16 protein-coding genes, 1 tRNA gene and 3 pseudogenes are annotated in these 16,209 nt (G+C 68.7%); 14 read left to right on the top strand and 6 right to left on the bottom strand.

Going from position 1 to position 16,209, the window contains the following annotated elements; genetic code table 11:
• Positions 1 to 199: 199 nt before the first annotated feature.
• Positions 200 to 535, bottom strand: a pseudogene (locus ABD830_RS36270) (DUF2637 domain-containing protein); the annotation flags it as partial.
• Positions 536 to 588: 53 nt separating this feature from the next.
• On the opposite strand from ABD830_RS36270, the gene ABD830_RS36265 reads away from it, so the two are divergent.
• From ABD830_RS36265 to ABD830_RS36250, 4 genes are all read left to right on the top strand, one after another.
• Positions 589 to 975: a PPOX class F420-dependent oxidoreductase gene (locus tag ABD830_RS36265; RefSeq protein WP_344997810.1), complete on the top strand. Its 387-nt coding sequence runs from the start codon at positions 589 to 591 to the stop codon at positions 973 to 975.
• Between the two features lie 64 nt (positions 976 to 1,039).
• Positions 1,040 to 2,434, top strand: coding sequence for a cysteine--tRNA ligase (gene cysS, locus ABD830_RS36260; protein ID WP_344997808.1), 1,395 nt, complete (start codon positions 1,040 to 1,042; stop codon positions 2,432 to 2,434).
• A gap of 41 nt (positions 2,435 to 2,475) precedes the next feature.
• The gene (gene rlmB / locus ABD830_RS36255) at positions 2,476 to 3,438 is read left to right on the top strand and encodes a 23S rRNA (guanosine(2251)-2'-O)-methyltransferase RlmB (RefSeq protein WP_344997806.1); all 963 of its coding nucleotides are present in this window, start codon (positions 2,476 to 2,478) and stop codon (positions 3,436 to 3,438) included.
• Positions 3,439 to 3,458: 20 nt separating this feature from the next.
• Positions 3,459 to 3,531: transfer RNA gene (locus ABD830_RS36250), tRNA-Thr, on the top strand.
• Between the two features lie 53 nt (positions 3,532 to 3,584).
• Here the strand turns inward: ABD830_RS36250 and ABD830_RS36245 are convergent.
• The gene (locus ABD830_RS36245; protein ID WP_344997804.1) at positions 3,585 to 4,211 is read right to left on the bottom strand and encodes a replication initiator; all 627 of its coding nucleotides are present in this window, start codon (positions 4,209 to 4,211) and stop codon (positions 3,585 to 3,587) included.
• A gap of 220 nt (positions 4,212 to 4,431) precedes the next feature.
• Positions 4,432 to 4,593 (bottom strand): hypothetical protein, encoded by a 162-nt coding sequence (locus ABD830_RS36240; protein ID WP_344997802.1) that lies wholly within the window; start codon positions 4,591 to 4,593, stop codon positions 4,432 to 4,434.
• Positions 4,594 to 4,779: 186 nt separating this feature from the next.
• On the opposite strand from ABD830_RS36240, the pseudogene ABD830_RS36235 reads away from it, so the two are divergent.
• Both ABD830_RS36235 and ABD830_RS36230 read left to right on the top strand, forming a co-directional pair.
• A pseudogene (locus tag ABD830_RS36235) lies at positions 4,780 to 5,255 on the top strand (NUDIX hydrolase).
• Between the two features lie 28 nt (positions 5,256 to 5,283).
• Positions 5,284 to 5,775 (top strand): GNAT family N-acetyltransferase, encoded by a 492-nt coding sequence (locus tag ABD830_RS36230; RefSeq protein ID WP_344997800.1) that lies wholly within the window; start codon positions 5,284 to 5,286, stop codon positions 5,773 to 5,775.
• Here ABD830_RS36230 and ABD830_RS36225 read toward each other — a convergent pair.
• Both ABD830_RS36225 and ABD830_RS36220 read right to left on the bottom strand, forming a co-directional pair.
• The gene (locus ABD830_RS36225) at positions 5,729 to 6,298 is read right to left on the bottom strand and encodes an HD domain-containing protein (RefSeq protein ID WP_344997798.1); all 570 of its coding nucleotides are present in this window, start codon (positions 6,296 to 6,298) and stop codon (positions 5,729 to 5,731) included. The genes ABD830_RS36230 and ABD830_RS36225 overlap by 47 nt on opposite strands.
• 296 nt (positions 6,299 to 6,594) lie before the next feature.
• Positions 6,595 to 6,774, bottom strand: a complete 180-nt coding sequence (locus ABD830_RS36220) for a hypothetical protein (RefSeq protein WP_344997796.1) — start codon at positions 6,772 to 6,774, stop codon at positions 6,595 to 6,597.
• Between the two features lie 60 nt (positions 6,775 to 6,834).
• Here ABD830_RS36220 and ABD830_RS36215 point away from each other — a divergent pair, with 60 nt between their 5' ends.
• The 3 genes and pseudogenes from ABD830_RS36215 to ABD830_RS36205 all read left to right on the top strand — a co-directional run bounded on the left by ABD830_RS36215 (position 6,835) and on the right by ABD830_RS36205 (position 8,186).
• Positions 6,835 to 7,326: a DUF2975 domain-containing protein gene (locus tag ABD830_RS36215; RefSeq protein ID WP_344997794.1), complete on the top strand. Its 492-nt coding sequence runs from the start codon at positions 6,835 to 6,837 to the stop codon at positions 7,324 to 7,326.
• A pseudogene (locus tag ABD830_RS36210) lies at positions 7,326 to 7,523 on the top strand (helix-turn-helix domain-containing protein); the annotation flags it as partial. The gene ABD830_RS36215 and the pseudogene ABD830_RS36210, both read left to right, overlap by 1 nt.
• 459 nt (positions 7,524 to 7,982) lie before the next feature.
• On the top strand, positions 7,983 to 8,186 hold the full coding sequence (locus tag ABD830_RS36205) for a DUF4177 domain-containing protein (RefSeq protein ID WP_344997793.1): 204 nt from the start codon (positions 7,983 to 7,985) through the stop codon (positions 8,184 to 8,186).
• A gap of 247 nt (positions 8,187 to 8,433) precedes the next feature.
• On the opposite strand, the gene ABD830_RS36200 is transcribed toward ABD830_RS36205, so the two are convergent.
• The gene (locus ABD830_RS36200; RefSeq protein WP_344997791.1) at positions 8,434 to 8,895 is read right to left on the bottom strand and encodes an NUDIX domain-containing protein; all 462 of its coding nucleotides are present in this window, start codon (positions 8,893 to 8,895) and stop codon (positions 8,434 to 8,436) included.
• 437 nt (positions 8,896 to 9,332) lie between these two features.
• On the opposite strand from ABD830_RS36200, the gene ABD830_RS36195 reads away from it, so the two are divergent.
• The 5 genes from ABD830_RS36195 to ABD830_RS36175 all read left to right on the top strand — a co-directional run bounded on the left by ABD830_RS36195 (position 9,333) and on the right by ABD830_RS36175 (position 16,149).
• Positions 9,333 to 10,535 carry an MFS transporter gene (locus ABD830_RS36195; protein ID WP_344997789.1) on the top strand — a complete coding sequence of 401 codons (1,203 nt, stop codon included), beginning with the start codon at positions 9,333 to 9,335 and terminating at the stop codon, positions 10,533 to 10,535.
• A 134-nt stretch (positions 10,536 to 10,669) separates the two neighbouring features.
• Positions 10,670 to 11,203 (top strand): SigE family RNA polymerase sigma factor, encoded by a 534-nt coding sequence (locus ABD830_RS36190; protein WP_344997787.1) that lies wholly within the window; start codon positions 10,670 to 10,672, stop codon positions 11,201 to 11,203.
• A complete protein-coding gene (locus ABD830_RS36185) occupies positions 11,200 to 12,279 on the top strand; it encodes an ABC transporter substrate-binding protein (protein WP_344997785.1) in 1,080 nt (359 codons plus the stop codon). The genes ABD830_RS36190 and ABD830_RS36185 overlap by 4 nt, the downstream gene beginning before the upstream one ends.
• 706 nt (positions 12,280 to 12,985) lie before the next feature.
• Positions 12,986 to 13,690 (top strand): ABC transporter ATP-binding protein, encoded by a 705-nt coding sequence (locus ABD830_RS36180; RefSeq protein WP_344997783.1) that lies wholly within the window; start codon positions 12,986 to 12,988, stop codon positions 13,688 to 13,690.
• Positions 13,690 to 16,149 carry an ABC transporter permease gene (locus ABD830_RS36175; RefSeq protein ID WP_344997781.1) on the top strand — a complete coding sequence of 820 codons (2,460 nt, stop codon included), beginning with the start codon at positions 13,690 to 13,692 and terminating at the stop codon, positions 16,147 to 16,149. Before ABD830_RS36180 ends, ABD830_RS36175 begins: the two co-directional genes overlap by 1 nt.
• Positions 16,150 to 16,209: the final 60 nt, after the last annotated feature.

Here is a 16,209-nt window from a genome sequence, read left to right as displayed (position 1 = left end):
GTGGCGGCGTCTCCGCGGGCCGGTCCACGGGCCGGTCCACGGGCCGGTCCGCAGTCCGGTCCTCGGGGAAGGGAACGATGTCCTGCTCCACCGCGGTGGGGGCCACCTCGGTCCGATGCGACTGCACGTGCTTGATCAGCAGCAGCCAGAGCCACAGGGCCACGGCCAGCATGATCCAGGGCGCCAGCGCCACGCCGACGGCCGTCTGCCGCACGTCGAACGCGAACCGCATCGCCGTCGCCACATTCGCCGCCGCGGCCGCCGCGATGAGCACGACCAGCACGGAGGCCGCCTGCACGCGTACCAGCAGCCGGGCCGAGCGCAGCAGCAGCACGTCGATCAGCGCGACCACCAGGAGGGCGTCGAAGGCCGCCGGATAGAGGAAGGCGAGGTCCTGCCGGGCCTCGCCGGTGATGGCCAGCGCGCGCAGGTCGTCGAACGAAAGCGCGCACGCGGCCCCGGTGAGGGCGGCGACCGCGAGCCCGGCCAGGGCGATGCCCAGGCGGCGGAGCGTAGAGGGGGGAGTCACGTCCATGGCGGTTTCGAGCCTACAGAAGAATGGAGGCCAGGATCGATCAAGGGAGATACATGGCCGAGCTGTCGGAAGAAGTGCGCAAACTCCTGGACGCACCGAATTATGCGACCGTGACCAGCATCAACCCTGACGGTGGGCCGCAGTCGACCGTGGTGTGGGTACGTACGGACGGCGACGACGTGCTGTTCTCGACCGTGAAGGGGCGCAGGAAGCCGCGGAATTTCGAGCGCGACGCCCGGGCGAGCCTGCTCGTCATCGACCCGGACAATCCGTACAGATATGTCGAGGTGCGCGGGCGCGTGACCATGGCTGACGACCCTGAAGGCTCGCTCATCCAGGAGCTCTCGCAGAAGTATCGAGGGCTGCCATGGGAGGACAAACCGGGCACAGAGCGGCTCATCGTACGGATCTCGCCGGACAGGGTCACGTTGCGGGGCTGATTTATCGGTGTGACGGCCGTATTTATCGGCGTGACCAAGGCGCGGAGGCGTTAGCCTAGCCTTCGTGAGCCTGCACATCTACGACACCAGTACGCGCGCCATCCGTGAATTCGTTCCGGTCGAAGCCGGCCGGGCGTCGATTTACCTGTGTGGGGCGACCGTGCAGGCTCCTCCGCACATCGGGCACATCCGCTCAGGTGTGAACTTCGACGTGCTCCGGCGCTGGCTAGCGCGTTCCGGCTATGACGTGACGTTCTGCCGCAATGTCACAGACATCGACGACAAGATCATCAGGGTGGCGGCCGAGGAAGGCGTGCCCTGGTTCGTCGTGGCCGAGCGCAACCAGCGGGCCTTCACCTGGGCGTACGACACGCTGGGCTGCCTCCCGCCGACCGTCGAGCCGCGGGCCACGGGGCACGTGCCCGAGATGATCACGCTGATGGAGCGGCTGATCGCGCGCGGCCACGCGTACGCGTCCGGCGGTGACGTCTACTTCGACGTCCAGTCGTACGCCGACCGCTACGGCTCGCTCTCCAACCAGAAGCTGGAGAACATGCGCGCCGCGGCCGACACCGACGACGAGTCCTGCAAGCGCGACCCGCGCGACTTCGCCCTGTGGAAGGGGGAGAAGCCGGGCGAGCCGACCTGGCCCACTCCCTGGGGGCCGGGCCGTCCCGGCTGGCACCTGGAGTGCTCGGCCATGGCGACGAAATACCTCGGCGCGACCTTCGACATCCACGGGGGCGGGCTCGACCTGATCTTCCCGCATCACGAGAACGAGATCACGCAGTCGCAGGCGGCGGGCGACGGCTTCGCCCGCTACTGGATGCACAACGGCCTGGTCAAGATCGGCGCGGAGAAGATGAGCAAGTCGCTCGGAAACTCGCTGCTGATCCCCGAGATGGTGCAGAAGGTGCGGCCGGTGGAGCTGCGCTACTACCTGGCGGCGCCGCACTACCGCTCCTCCATCGACTACTCGGAGGAGGCCCTGCTGGAGGCCGCGGCGGCGTACCAGCGCATCGAGGGCTTCGTGACGCGTGCCGCCGAGGTCATCCACGACGTCGACGCGGACGCGCCGCTTCCGCAGGCGTTCGTGGACGCCCTCGACGACGACCTCGGCACGCCGCAGGCTCTCGCGGTCGTGCACGAGGTGGTGCGCGAGGGCAACGTGGCGCTGTCGCGGGGCGACAAGGAGGCCGTGGCCCGGCTGCTCGCCGAGACCCAGAACATGCTGGACGTCCTGGGCCTCGACCCGCGCTCCCCGCAGTGGCGCGGGGCCGGATCGGACCTGTCGCCGGTGGTGGACGCGCTGGTGGCGGTGGCGCTGGAGCAGCGCAAGGCGGCCAGGGAGCGCAAGGACTACGCCGCGTCCGACGCGATCAGGGACCAGCTGGCGGCGGCGGGGATCACGGTGGAGGACACCCCGCACGGCCCCCGCTGGGAGCTGTCCCGCTCTTAGTGTGGGATTCGGTGCCCTTGGGCCCGAGTACCCTTGTTGGCATGGCAGCAGGCGGTAGGGCATCGGGCAGGCCCGCAAAGAAGAAGGGCCCGTCCAAGGGCACCGGAGGGCAGAAGCGCCGGTCGCTCGAGGGCAAGGGTGCGACCCCGCCTGCTGAAATGCGGCATTGGTACAAGGACAAGGCCCGAGCCGAGCGCATCTCCCGCGAGGAGCACGGGGGTGCGCGGCGTACCGCACCGGTGCGGCAGAGGCGCTCCGAGGACGCCCCCGAATACATCGGCGGCCGCAACCCGGTGCTCGAGGCCCTGCAGGCGGGCGTGCCGTCCAGCGCGCTCTACATCGCCCAGCGCATCGACAACGACGACCGCGTACGCGACTCCATCAGGATCGCGGCGGAGCGCGGGATCGCGCTGCTGGAGGTCAGCCGCGACAAGCTCGACCGCCTGACGGAGGGCGCCGTCCACCAGGGCATCGCGCTCCAGATCCCCGCCTACGACTACGCGCACCCGTCCGACCTGGTGCAGCTGGCGCACGACGCCGCCGAGGTCCCCCTGATCGTCGCCCTCGACTCGGTCACCGACCCGCGCAACCTCGGCGCCATCGCCCGCTCCGCCACCGCTTTCGGCGCCCACGGCCTCCTCGTCCCCTCCCGCCGCTCGGCCGGCGTGACGGGCGGGGCCTGGAAGACCTCCGCGGGCACCCTCGCCACCCTGCGCGTGGCCCGAGCGGCCAACCTGACGGCGGCGCTGCGCGAATACCGCGAGGCGGGCCTGTTCGTGATCGGCCTCGACGGCGCCGGCCAGACGGACATCCAGGACGTCGACCTGCTGACCGAGCCGCTGGTGGTGGTCGTGGGCTCCGAGGGCAAGGGGCTTTCACGGCTGGTCCGGGAGCAGTGCGACGTGGTGACCCGCATTCCGATGCAGGCGGCGGCCGAGTCCCTCAATGCGGGGGTGGCTGCTGGAGTGGCGCTGTACGAAGTCGCTCGTCACAGGCGTCGCTAGCGTCTACACTGGTAGGCCGCGCCGACGTAGCTCAATCGGCAGAGCATCTGTCTTGTAAACAGAAGGTCAGGGGTTCGATTCCCCTCGTCGGCTCTGCAGTAGAGGGCCCCTGAACAGGCATAACGCCGTCAGGGGCTTTCTCTTTGTCAGGACAATGTCGAGATCTTGCTAACACCCTTGCTAACACGGTGGCTCCCGGGTGGCTCCCCGCTATCCGCCGACAGCCTCGGCGAAGACATCGGCCGCCGTGGCTGCCTGTTCGTGGATGGCGTGGGCGTAGACGCGCAGGGTTCCGTGCAGGACATGATGCGCCCGTGTGGGCAGGTTTCGGCGTCGCGGCGGGCGTGGCAGGGCAGGACGTTGCCGTTCTTCTCACGTCGCATGTGGACCGTTCCAAAGCTGGATGCGGTGAGGGTGATGGACAGTGTGGGATGGGCGGTGACGCTTTCCGGCACGCCCGTGACGCCGATCAGGCCGGCGCGGATGAGGTGGTAGGTGTCGGCGCGGTAGATCTCGGCGCAGGCCGGGCAGCAGGAGGCGCGGCGGGTCTTGCAGGGAAGGCGAAGGACGCCGTCGGGCTCGTAGCGGGTGGTGTAGCGGTGCAGGAGCCGGCCGGTCGCGCGATCGTAGTGTTCGACCTTGCCACGCAGGTGGATGGGCTGGCGGCAGCCCCCGGTGGCGCGGATCTGGGCGGCCCACCGGTCGTAGTCCGGAGCGTTGAGTCGGGCGATCATGCCCGCAAGGGCGTGCGGGTTGGTGGTGCATGCGGGCAAGATGGAAGCCTCCTTTCACTCGTTCGGGTGAGGGGATGGCCCCCGACCTGGCAGTCGTCTTGGCGGATGTGCGGCCAGGCCGGGGGCGCTGCGCGTTATGCGCCTGGTTGCCGGTGCCAGTGCCGGTGCCGTCGCAGTCGCGGCAGCGGTTGCGGTCAGTGTCGAGGCCGGTTCCGGTGCAGGTGCAGCAGCGGTGGTGGATGACTTGGATCAAAGCTGTTCACCTCCTTTGGCGTGGTGTCGTGGTGAGGTAGATGCGCCGGTGGGAGGGCCTGGTGCGATCGGGATAGAGCCGTGAGACACCCGTGACGGTGAAGTTGAGGCGGAGACGGAACAGGGCGTCGATGACTTCGGCACGGGTGCCGTCGAGGCGAATGCGCATGGTCGCTTCTCCTGCTGGTCAGGTGGTGGGTGCCGGGTCGGGCTCGATGCAGCGCCAGTAGCTTCGTTCGGCGGCGTGACGGGCGCGTGCAGCGGCCAGGACGGCTACGGCCCGGTACTCGACTGGCCCGAAGTAGACCGAGGTCGTGTAGTGGCAGAAGGCGCACGACAGATAGGGGCCTGAGCCATGGCCAAGCGGATCGACTACTACAACGACCCCGACGCCCAGCGCCCAACAGCCTGGTCCCGTCCGTGAACGTCATCGTCACCAACGCCGCGGACGAGATCCTGATGATCCGCCGCAGCGACAACGGCAACTGGGCCGTCCCCGGCGGGGCGATCGATCTCGGCGAGTCCATCCCGCAAGCCGCCATCCGGGAAACTCTCGAAGAGAGCGGCATCGTCTGCGAGATCACAGGCTTGGTCGGAACGTACAGCGACCCCCGGCACGTGATCCTCTACACCTCCAACGGCGAGGCCCGCCAGGAGTTCTCGATCGTCCTGACAGCCCGGGCGATCAGCGGGGAGCCGACGCCGAGCGACGAGTCCCGCGAGGTCCGCTGGATGCCCCGCGAGCAGGTCACCGCGCTGCAGATGGACCGCTCGATGCGGATGCGCATCGAGCACTACCTAGTCGGCATCGCCCTGCCGTACATTGGTTGATCTTTGGCGGACCAGGTTGGGAGCGATCGTGGAAGAGTGGTTGGATCCGGCTGGGATCTCTACGAAGCGATTGTGGGTTCGGGCGACTACGCGCGATGATCTGCCCGCGCTGGAACGAACCTGGCTGGACCCCGAGATCCGCCGCTATCTGGGCGGTCCCGTCTCTGCTGAGACGCTGGAGCGTCGGCGGCAGATGCAGCCGGGCCGTGGCACGTTCACCGTCACCCTGAACGAGGACGCGATCGTTGGCTTCTGCTTCTACTGGCGTACGGAGCAAGATGACCTCGAACTGTCCTATAGCTTCATGCCCGAGCATTGGGGACACGGCTACGCACGCGAGGCTTGCGCCGCTGTCCTGGAATGGGGTTTCGCCAATATCCCCGGTACCGAGCGAATCGTCGCCATCACCCAGGCAGCCAACCTCCGCTCCGTCCGCCTGCTGGAGTCTCTCGACATGGTGAAGGTCGACGAGTTCATTCGGTTCGACGCGCCTCAGGTGATGTACGCGGCGTACCGCTAAGCGCTGCCTCCACCGCCCGGACGGCGGACAGGATGCACGGCGTCGAAGCGGTGATCGACCGGCTTACCAGCTGATCAGGCCCGTAGCGGGGATGGATCTCGGCCAGGCGTTCCGTGACGTCGAGATGTTGTCCGTCCGGGCCGGTTGTCATGTCGCAATAGGTGAGCGCCTGGACCAGTTCCGGCCCTTCCTCGTCGAACTCTTGCGTCAGTTCCGTGAACAGGGACCGCTCAAGGGCCTCGTTCACCGCGCAGGAGTGGTGAGCGACCAGCCGACACAGCGTGTCGTCGGCCTGGTGGACATCGCGGAGGTAGCGCGCGCCGTCGAGGGGATGGAATCCGGTCGAGACGAGATCGGGGGCGTATCCGATGTCGTGCAGGTAGGCGGCGGCGGTCAGGGTGTCGGCCTCGTCGCCAAGGATGGGCGCCAGCGACACGGCGCGAGCTGCTACGCGGCACGCGTGATCCACCCGCGGTTTGAGCTGTTTGGTGGCGGGCGCAGGGGTGGCGTGCGCGTCGGTCACTGGCGATTCTGGTAGACGGCCATGGACTCCAGGCAGACGGCCACGAAAGATCCCGGCAGTCGGACTCGTCTCCCGAGGGCCGACTCCGGTATCGGGATGGGTCCGATGCGCTCGTGGGCGCGGCCCGGCCGGCAGGGCGTCCGGCGCAGCGGTCAGCTCGCGCACATCACCTCCTCGATCGCAGGGAGGAAGGTTCAGCCGGTGACCCGGGCCAGGCACTGGCCCTTGGCGTGCTCGTCGGTCTCCCGGGTGCCGTAGCCGGTGGCCCACAGGCCGCCGCCCGGCACAGCGCCGAGCTACTTGATCCGGTAGTCATCGAGCAGCGGCGGTTTCGGCGCCTGCTGCCAGGCGGTGCCGTTCCAGCGCAGCAGCACACCGACGCTGCGCGCCACGGTTCGCGCGAACGCCATGCCATGGGAGATGGTGGCGGTGTACCGCCACGGTGCGTAACCGCCGCCGCCCACCCTCCGCTCCACCCTTGCTTAGCTTATCGATATTCGATAGATTCACATCGTAACTCGATGGAGGGGTGGACCATGGGAAAGCTGACAGTGCGTGCGCTGCGCGCGGTGCTCGGGGTGGTGTTCGTCGGCACCGTGTGCATACAGGCATCGATGGTGTGGGTGTTGGTCAGCGGGAGCGACCCGGAGGACGGGTCGCTCCCGCTGACCGCGCTGCGCGTGATCACGATCCTGGGCATGGTGTCGGTCCAGGTCGCCCTGGTCAGCGTATGGCGGCTGGTGACGATGGTGCGACGCGGAACCGTGTTCTCTCACGCCGCCTTCCGGTACGTGGACGCCGTGATCGGCGCGATCGTGGCGGCTGCTCTCCTGTGGTTCGCGGTCACGGCCCTCAACGCGCCGGGCCAGCGGGACGACCCGGGCGTCACGGTCATCATGGGCGGGATCGGCCTGGCCATCCTGGGGGTCGCGCTCATCGTGCTCGTGCTGCGGATGCTGCTCGCCCAGGCCGTCGCGCGCGACGTCGAAGCGACGCAGATGCAGGCCGAGCTGGACGAGATGATCTGATGCCGATCGTCGTCGACATCGACGTGATGCTGGCCAGGCGGAAGATGTCCGTGGGCGAACTCGCGGACCGCATCGGGATCACGCCCGCCAACCTGGCGGTACTCAAGAACGGCCGCGCCAAGGCGGTGCGCTTCACGACGCTCGCCGCGCTCTGCGAGGTACTCCAGTGCCAGCCGGGCGACCTGCTGCGCTGGGAGGCCGAGGACGCCGCCGGCGATGACGTGCCCCAGAGCGGGCGTGAAACGCCTGGCACCACCGGCCCGACACGGCACGTGGACCGCATGGACTTGGTCGCCGATCACCCGCAGCACCGTCCCGACCCCGTTGCGTAGATTTTTGGTGACCTGCGCAGAACCGTCCTGGGCGACGATCGCGACCTGCGAACGTGACCTACCCACCGGCACCCTCCGGGTCCTTCCATCGCGGAAGGGGAGTTCGCCGTTGGGTCGTAGCCAGGGTCATGTGGTCTTGGAGCAGTGCGGGGCCATGTCCGATGCCGTAGATGCCGGACACCATCGGGCACTGCGTTGCTGGGGTGCCGTCCTGGCTGAAGACGGCGATCCGTATCACGCGGTACACATGCATGATCAGCGTCTTGGTGTTCACTGGTGAGGAGCGTCTGCATCGGATCATGAGGATGGGATCGGAGAATCCGAATGGCGAGCCGCTGGGAGTATGCCCAGATCTTCATCACGCGTGACATCAAGCTGTGGCTCTCTCCAGAAGGGCGAGAAGATCTTGACCGGAGCGCATCTGAGATTGACATTTTGAACCGGGTGGGTGCGGACGGCTGGGAACTGGCCACCCACGAAGTCGGCGATCGGCAGATCATCTACACGCTCAAGCGGGAGCTCTTCTAGCGTCCAGAAGCCGGAAGGACTCCGCCCTTCTGGCATGCACTGCCCTCGATCGTCGACTTTTTCGATCTTCGTATAGCAGCTTCATGATGCAACGCGGTCTTTGACGAGCATCGAGGAGACCACCGGCGATCGGAATGCTTACATTCGCCGCCTGAGCCCCCCCAATCGGAGCCGGGGCAACCGGCTGCGTGGGACTCTTCCGCTGAGAAAGCTGGAGCTCCGAGCGCGGCGAGCTCGGAGCAGGAGGTCAACTGCGAAGTAGTTCCACGAGCGGCCCGCGCACGTCGGCGGGATACAGGTTCAGCTGTTCGAACTCGGCGGCCGTCGCCCATCTGAGCTCAAAGCTGTTATCCGGCCCATGTTCCTCGGCCTCCTCGCCGGAGAGCGACGGGACGCCATTGACGTCACGCATGAGGAAGTAGAAAGCGGGCCGGCCATTGTGCGAGCTGGCGAAGAGCAACCGATCGATCCTCCCGGTGAGCGTCGTCTCCTCGTGGAGTTCACGAACTGCCGCACTCTCTGACGACTCGCCATCCTCCACATGGCCTCCGGGAAGAACCGCGTAGTGGTGCCCGGGACACTGCGCCCCCTGCCAGCCTGCGGCATCGCACATGGCGCAGGTGACGCCGGGGCTGCGCCGGAGGAACCGCTTGATGACCAGGACTCGGTTGCCGTCGACGACCACGGCAACCGCTCGGGGGATCAGCACGGAATGGATCCTACGATTCGGCCCAGCGGATCTGGGTGAGTTCCGCCGGGCCGTCGATCAAAGGCTGTGCGCCGTGATCCAACGACTGGGGTAGGCGTCCTCGAGCTCGTGACCATGAACGATGCTCCCGACATCGATCGTGGATTTCTGCACAATACGTACACATCCGCTCGGCGGAATCGCCACCACCAGTGAAAGTTAGGATCACGCGGTGGACACAACCAGCGATCTTCCTGATGCGTCTCGCCGGCGCGCTCCCATAAACGTCAGCGGCAGGCGCTGGGGGGCGATCGCCGTATTGCTGGGGCTCGGGGGCGGCCGTGCCTGCGGTGCGAGAGCGAAAAATGATTTGACAGCACAGATATTCTGATCCTCCGTGCTTTCGGCGGACCGTGAGTCGCGAGGGGGCCCTGCCCTCTCGAGACTCAGGAGCCGCAATGCGCCGGGCGCCCGCCCTCTCCTTCCTCCTCGTCACCGTCTTCCTCGACATGCTCGGGCTCGGCCTGATCGTGCCGATCGTGCCGGCCCTGATGGCGGCCGTCACCGAGGACGCCACCGCCGCCGCCTTCTGGTCCGGCCTGCTCGGCTCGATCTACGGCCTGCTGCAGTTCGTCGTCTCGCCGCTGCTCGGGCGGCTCTCCGATCGGTACGGCCGACGGCCTGTCCTGCTCGCGTCGCTGGCCTGCCTCGGCGTCGACTGGCTGGCTCATGCGGTTTCGGCCGGCCCTTGGACGCTCTTGGTGTTCCACGCCCTCGCCGGCGCGTGCGCGGGAACGAACACCGTGGTCAACGCGTACATCGCGGACGTCACGGAACCCGAGTCGCGGGCTCGCGCGTACGGGCTGATCGGCTCCGCGTTCGGGCTCGGCTTCGTCGCCGGTCCGACGATCGGCGGCCTGCTCGGCGCCGTCGACGTACGCCTGCCGTTCTTCGCCGCGGCCGCGCTGTCCTTCGCCAATGTCGCGTACGGCTGGTTCGTCCTGCCCGAGTCGCGTCCCGGTGACCGGACGACCCCGCTGACCCTGCGGATGGCGAACCCAGTCGCCGCCATCGCCGTCGTCCTGCGCCGGCCGCTGCTCGGGCGGCTCGCGTACGCCCGATTCTGCGCCGACGTCGCCCGCATGACCCACCAGTCGATCTGGACGTTCTTCCTCACGTACCGGTTCTCCTGGAGCCCCGCGCACGTCGGCGTCGTGATGGCGGCGGGGGCGCTCGCCGGCGCGGTCTTCCAGGCGCGGGCCGTCGGCCCGGTCGTCCGACGGCTCGGCGACAAGCGTGCTGCGGTGGCCGGCAGCCTGCTCAGCGTCGTGGCGCTGGCAGGTACGGCGTTCGTGTCCGTGCCGTGGATGCTCTACGTCCTGCAGGCGGTCGGCGTGCTCGGCTCGGTCGGTGGTGCGGCCGCGCAATCGTGGATCTCTCGCAACGTCCGGGCCGACGAGCAAGGGACCGTGCAGGGCGCGCTGACGGGGATCGGCGCCGTTGCGGAGACCGTGGTGCCGGTTGCGGCCGGCACGGTGTTCGGGTGGTCGCTGGCGTACGCAGCGCCGGGTTCGGTCTTCGTCGGTGCGGCCGCTTTCATGGCTTTGTCGGCGTTCCTGCTGGCCGCGACGCCCGATGTCCGGACAGCGCCATTTGGATAAAGCCGATGCGTTCACCTACGTCAACGGCGCAGGGGGTGCGGGAACACCTGTCACTTCCGTACGTCGGCTTCTCAGCAGTGCCAACCTTTTGCCGCGGCCATGGCGTTTGGAGGGTACCGACATGAGGAGAGACGTTGGATCGCGATGCCAGTTTCCGGGCGTTCGTGGATGCTCACCAACGCCCGTTGATGCGCTTGGCCTACCTGCTCACCGGAGAGGTCCACCTCGCAGAGGACCTCCTGCAGAGTGTGCTGGTCCGCATGATCGGCCGGTGGTCGAAGTTACGCCACATCGACAACCTTGACGCTTATGCGCGTAAGACCATGGTGAACCAGTACATCTCGTGGCGGCGGCGGCGCGGTTCGGCCGAGGTGCCGAGTGCCGAGCCGCCCGACCACACGTACTCGCCCGAGGACTCCGCGGTCCTGCGGATCGTCCTGCGCCAGGCGCTCATGCGGCTGACGCCCAAGCAGCGCACCGTGCTCGTCCTGCGCTTCTACGAGGACCGTACCGAACGTGACGTCGCCGACCTGCTGGGTTGCTCCGTCGGCACCGTCAAGAGCCAGGCCCACCACGCCCTGGCCCGCCTGCGGGCGCTGGCGCCCGAGCTGGCGCCGCGACTGCCCGTACTGGACGACCCGGCTCGTAGTGAGGGGGCACGCCGATGACCTGGCTCGGAGAACAGTTCGACCGCATCGCGGACGACATGCCGGAGCGCGACCTGGGCGCCAGGGCGATCGAGATCCATCGGCGCAGGCGGCGCAACTTCATGGCGCTCGCCGCCGCCGCGGTGGTCGTCGTCACGGTGCTCGCCGCCACCGTCGCGGTACGGGTACTGCCCGCGGAGCCGCGTGCCGCCGCGCGCCCGTCCACCCCGCCCGAGCAGTCCATCGTCAAGGTCGGGGTGGTGCCGAGTGTGGAGTCGGCGCCCGTGTTCGTGGCCCAGGTCAAGGGCTATTTCGAGGAGGAAGGCCTGACGGTGGAGCCGATGATCATCACCGGAGCGGCGGCGGCGGCGCCCCAGGTCGAAAGCGGCGCGCTGGACCTGGCGCAGACCGACTACACCACGCTCTTCAGAGCGAACGAGTTGGGCAGGAAATTCAAAATCGTCTCCAGCCTGTACCAGGCCGCGCAAGGGAGCTTCGCGGTCGTCGTGAACGCCAAGTCGAAGATCAGGACGGCGACCGAACTCAAGCGTAAGAGGGTCGCGATCCCGAACCTCGGGACGCTCGGGCCGTTGACGCTGGCAGCCGTGCTGAAGCGGGCCGGGCTGACGTTGAATGACGTCGTGCTGGTCGAGAAGCCCAATCCCGACATGATTGACGCGATGGGCGCAGGGCAGGTCGACGCCGCCCTGCTGGCCGAGCCGTACGTCACCGTGGCCCGTGAGAGCAAGCACACGCGGATCGTGGAGGACGCGATGACCGGGGAACTCGCGAACCTGTACACCGCGGGAATGACGGCCACCGATGAGTGGATCCGGCGAAACCCCCGCACGCTGGCGGCCTTCCAGCGCGCGCTGGCCAAGGCGCAGCGCCTGATCGCGAGCGATTCTCAGCAGGTGCGCGACGTGCTGCCCCGCTACATGAGGCTCTCCAGGGCGGTGACGGCAGGTGTCGAGCTCGGCTCCTATCCCGCCAGGTTGAACCTGACAGAACTCCAGCGGGTCGCCGATCTGACCCGCACCTACAAGATGATCAAGCGCCCGGCAGACCTCGGGAGCGCTGTCGCGAAGGGCGGATGAGCCCGGTAGCTACCAGCTGATCGGTCTGACGGAGCTGCAAGACGGGCTCCTGCAAAACGGACGGATCGGTGCCCGTGAGCCTATTCAGCACGACGATGCAGGGCTGTCGTGCGAGTCGTGGACTCCGACGACCGGCGCAGGACTGGGGCCGCCCTTGGCCGGCCTTGGGGCAGCACAAGGGGAGACGTGCGTGCATTGCAGCGCGCCGAGTGACGGGCTCATCGGAACAGCAGGTCAGGAGTTCGATCAGATCGAGCACGACGGCGTCGGGAAGGTCCGCACGCAGCCGGTCCAGCCCCTGCTCGCCGGAGTCCACCGCGCGGCACCCGGTGCCCATGCCGGGTCAGGGTCGGCTCAAGGCCCTCCCGCACGGCCGGGTCATCGCCGTGCCACGGTCGTACCGGCAGTGGCCGCCGTCGACAAACGGTGACATGCGGCGGACAAGGCGCGCACATTCAGCGCCAATCGTTGTTCGTCATGAACGGACCACGCACCCTCCTACCCCGGCCCCGGGACCGGCTGTACGCGGCGGTCACGCTGGTACTCGCCGTGCTCCTAAGGGCATCGGGCTGGACGTGCGCCCCCACGAAAGCGCGCGCCGGCTCGAGGACCATGGCGCCCACCACGGCCTCTATCCGATCTACGACAACGAAGTGACCAGCACGTTCGGCATCTCCCAGGCCGGTCAACCGAAAGCCTCTCTGCCATGACGACCACCACCCAGCAGGCCACTCAGGAAACCCTGGCCGCCAGCGCGCGGAACCTGACCAAGACCTACGGCCAAGGCGATGCCCAGGTGCATGCCCTGCGCGGCATCGACCTCGACCTCCCACGAGGGAGGTTCACCGCGATCATGGGGCCGAGCGGATCGGGCAAGTCCACGCTGATGCACTGCCTGGCCGGACTTGACCAGGCCAGCGGGGGCACCGTCACCGTGGCCGGCACCGACCTCGGATCACTCGACGACGACGCGCTCACGATCTTCCGCCGGGAGCACATCGGCTTCGTGTTCCAGTCGTTCAACCTGCTGCCGATGCTCACCGCGCTCCAGAACATCGTGCTCCCGCTCGAGCTGGGCGGTCGCCGGATCGACCACGCGGCACGGCAGCGGGCGCACATGCTCGCCGATACCCTCGGTGTGGCGGACAGGCTCGGCCACCGGCCCGCGGAGCTGTCCGGCGGCCAGCAGCAGCGGGTCGCGATCGCCCGGGCCCTGATCACCCAGCCGGACCTGCTGTTCGCCGACGAGCCCACCGGAAATCTGGACAGCGCCACGTCGGCGGAGGTGCTGGAGCACCTGCGCCGGTCGGCGCGCGAGCTCGGCCAGACCATCGTGATGGTCACCCACGAGCGGGACGCGGCGGCCTACGCCGACGACGTGGTCTCCATGCAGGACGGGCGGATCGTCTGATGCGCACTGTCTTCCTGGCGTCGCTGCGCACCCACACCCGCAGGTATGTCGCAGCAATGATCGCGGTGACCGCCTCGGTCGCCTTCGTCGTCGTGATCGGCGTGCTCACGTCCGGGGCACGCGCCGGATTCATGGAGACCACCGGGTCGCCGTACCGCGGCGCCGACTACGTTGTCGACGCCGCCAAGGACGGACGCGAGCGGGGCCCCTCGTGTTGCCCCGGAACCCTGGACACGTCGGCCGCGATCGAGCTCATCGACCGCCTCGGCGACAACGCATCCGGGCTGGGCCGGGTCGCCCTGCCGGCGCACCGGGAAGGCGGCGCCCCGCTCGGCTCGGGCGAATTCCGGGGCCAGACGACCGTGGGGCCGATCGCCGCCGCGGAGGACCTGCGCTGGCAGAAGCTCGTCTCGGGCCGCTTCCCGGCACGTACGGGCGAGGCGGTGATGCACGTGTGGGACGCGCAGGCCCAAGAGGTCGCGGTCGGCGACCGGATCAGGGTCGGCAAGGGCGCCACCGCGACCGACCTGGACGTGGTCGGCATCGTGGAGTCCCCCACCACCTGGACCCAGGCCTCGATGTACGTCACGTGGCCGCAGTACCGGCAGTGGCGCGACCAACCCACCTTCCACGTGGGCAGTGTGGCGGTGCGCGGGGAAGTGGGTCCGCTCCCGGAAGGCATGAAGGTGTGGTCGGCGGACGAGTACGTCAGGGACGGCCTGGCCGGGCTCAACAACGACACGGACATGATCGCGTTGATGCTGCTGCTGTTCGCCGGCGTCGCGCTCGTGGTCTCGGTCCTGGTCGTCGCGAACACGTTCTCCATCCTGTTCGCGCAACGCCTGCGCGACTTCGCACTACTGCGCTGCGTCGGCGCGACCCGGCGGCAGGTGCTGGATTCGGTACGCCGGGAGGCCGCCACCGTCGGCGTGCTCGCATCGCTGACCGGGACACTGATCGGCTTCGGACTCGGCTACGGCCTGCTCCCCATGATCAACACCCTCGCGCCCACCACCCCGCTGGCCGCCCCCGCACCGCCTGTGCCCTGGCTGCTGGGCGGGTTCGGCGTCGGCCTGCTCGTCACCATGATCGCGTCCTGGCTGCCGACCCGGCATGTGGTCGCGGTGAGCCCGCTGGCGGCGCTGCGCCCGGAGGCCGCGGTCATGCACACCGCCACCGGCCGGGCGCGGCTGGCGCTCGCCGCGTTGCTGTTGGTCACCGGGCCGGCCCTGCTCGGGATGGCGATGATCCGGGACAGCACGCTGTTCATGGTGGCCGGCGGAGCATCGGTGTTCAGCGGCATCCTGCTGGTCGGGCCGGTGCTCGTGCCCCGCCTGGTCCGGGTCACCGGGGCGCTGCTCGGCCCGGCCGGGCGGCTGGCCACCGAGAACGCCGTGCGCAACCCGCGCCGGACCGCGGCCACCACCGCCGCCCTGCTGGTCGGGGTCACCCTGACGACCGCCGTGCTCACCGGGATGGCCACGTGGCGTGCGGGGCTGGACGAGGTGAACGCCAGGCATCACCCCATCGACGCCGCGCTCACCTCGCTCGACGAGCCGATCACCATCGACCTCCTCGACCGGGTACGTCGCACTCCCGGTGTGGAGCAGGCCATCGCCGTCGACGGCGCCGTGGCCCGGATCACCGGGTTCGACAAACCGCTACCCGTCCTCACCGCGCCGGACGCGGCGCAGGTGGCCCGCGACGGCGGGGCGTTCGCCCGGGTGGAGCAGCCCGGGACGATCAGGCTCGACCTGGACGCCTTCGTGGACCCGAGCATCCGGCCTGGTGACCAGGTCACGGTTCGTGTCGGCGATCGCCAAGCCCAGCTGCGGGTCGTCGCCCTCTCCGGCTGGGGCGAGGCCGGCCTGGTCGCGCCCGAGACCCTGGCACAGCTCACCGACGCCCCCGAACCGCACGTCATCTGGGTCCGCGCCGCCGCATCCGCCGACCCGCTCATGCTCGTCGACGAGCTGGACGGGCTGGCGGATGCGGCCGGCGCGAAGATCGAGGACCAGCTGCAGGCCCAGGCGGTTGCGAATCGGGAGCTGGACATCCTCACCTGGTCGGTGCTCGGCCTGCTCGGCATCTCTGTGGCGATCGCTCTGATCGGGATCGCGAACACCCTGGGGCTCTCGGTCCTCGAACGCGCCCGCGAACATGCGCTGCTGCGCGCGCTCGGGCTCACCCGCAGGCAGCTGCGGCGGATGCTGGCGGCCGAGGCGGTGCTGATGTCGGGGGTGGCCACCCTGCTCGGCACCACGATCGGCGTCGGCTTCGCGTGGGTCGCCTACGAGACGGTTGTCAAGCGGGCCCTCACCCGGGCCATCATGCTCATCCCCTGGCCATCACTCGGCGTCGTCGTCCTCACTGCCGCCCTGGCCGGACTCCTCGCCGCTGTTCTCCCGGCACGCCGGGCCGCCCGGGTGACTCCGGCCGCAGGGCTCTCCCTCGACTGAACCCTCGTCCATCGCTTGGCCGGCGGCTGCTGAAGACCGTCGGCCAACGCACGGGTGAAT

Source organism: Nonomuraea helvata (assembly GCF_039535785.1).
Taxonomy (GTDB): Bacteria; Actinomycetota; Actinomycetes; order Streptosporangiales; family Streptosporangiaceae; genus Nonomuraea; species Nonomuraea helvata.
This window is presented reverse-complemented; position numbering and strand designations above follow the sequence as displayed.

Bases quoted from the DNA above. Each gene is read 5' to 3' on its own strand.
- ABD830_RS36265 (WP_344997810.1), top strand. From the start codon at position 589: ATGGCCGAGCTGTCGGAAGAAGTGCGCAAACTCCTGGACGCACCGAAT.
- rlmB (WP_344997806.1), top strand. From the start codon at position 2,476: ATGGCAGCAGGCGGTAGGGCATCGGGCAGGCCCGCAAAGAAGAAGGGC.
- ABD830_RS36240 (WP_344997802.1), bottom strand. From the start codon at position 4,593: ATGCGCATTCGCCTCGACGGCACCCGTGCCGAAGTCATCGACGCCCTG.
- ABD830_RS36215 (WP_344997794.1), top strand. From the start codon at position 6,835: ATGGGAAAGCTGACAGTGCGTGCGCTGCGCGCGGTGCTCGGGGTGGTG.
- ABD830_RS36205 (WP_344997793.1), top strand. From the start codon at position 7,983: ATGGCGAGCCGCTGGGAGTATGCCCAGATCTTCATCACGCGTGACATC.
- ABD830_RS36195 (WP_344997789.1), top strand. From the start codon at position 9,333: ATGCGCCGGGCGCCCGCCCTCTCCTTCCTCCTCGTCACCGTCTTCCTC.
- ABD830_RS36185 (WP_344997785.1), top strand. From the start codon at position 11,200: ATGACCTGGCTCGGAGAACAGTTCGACCGCATCGCGGACGACATGCCG.
- ABD830_RS36180 (WP_344997783.1), top strand. From the start codon at position 12,986: ATGACGACCACCACCCAGCAGGCCACTCAGGAAACCCTGGCCGCCAGC.
- ABD830_RS36175 (WP_344997781.1), top strand. From the start codon at position 13,690: ATGCGCACTGTCTTCCTGGCGTCGCTGCGCACCCACACCCGCAGGTAT.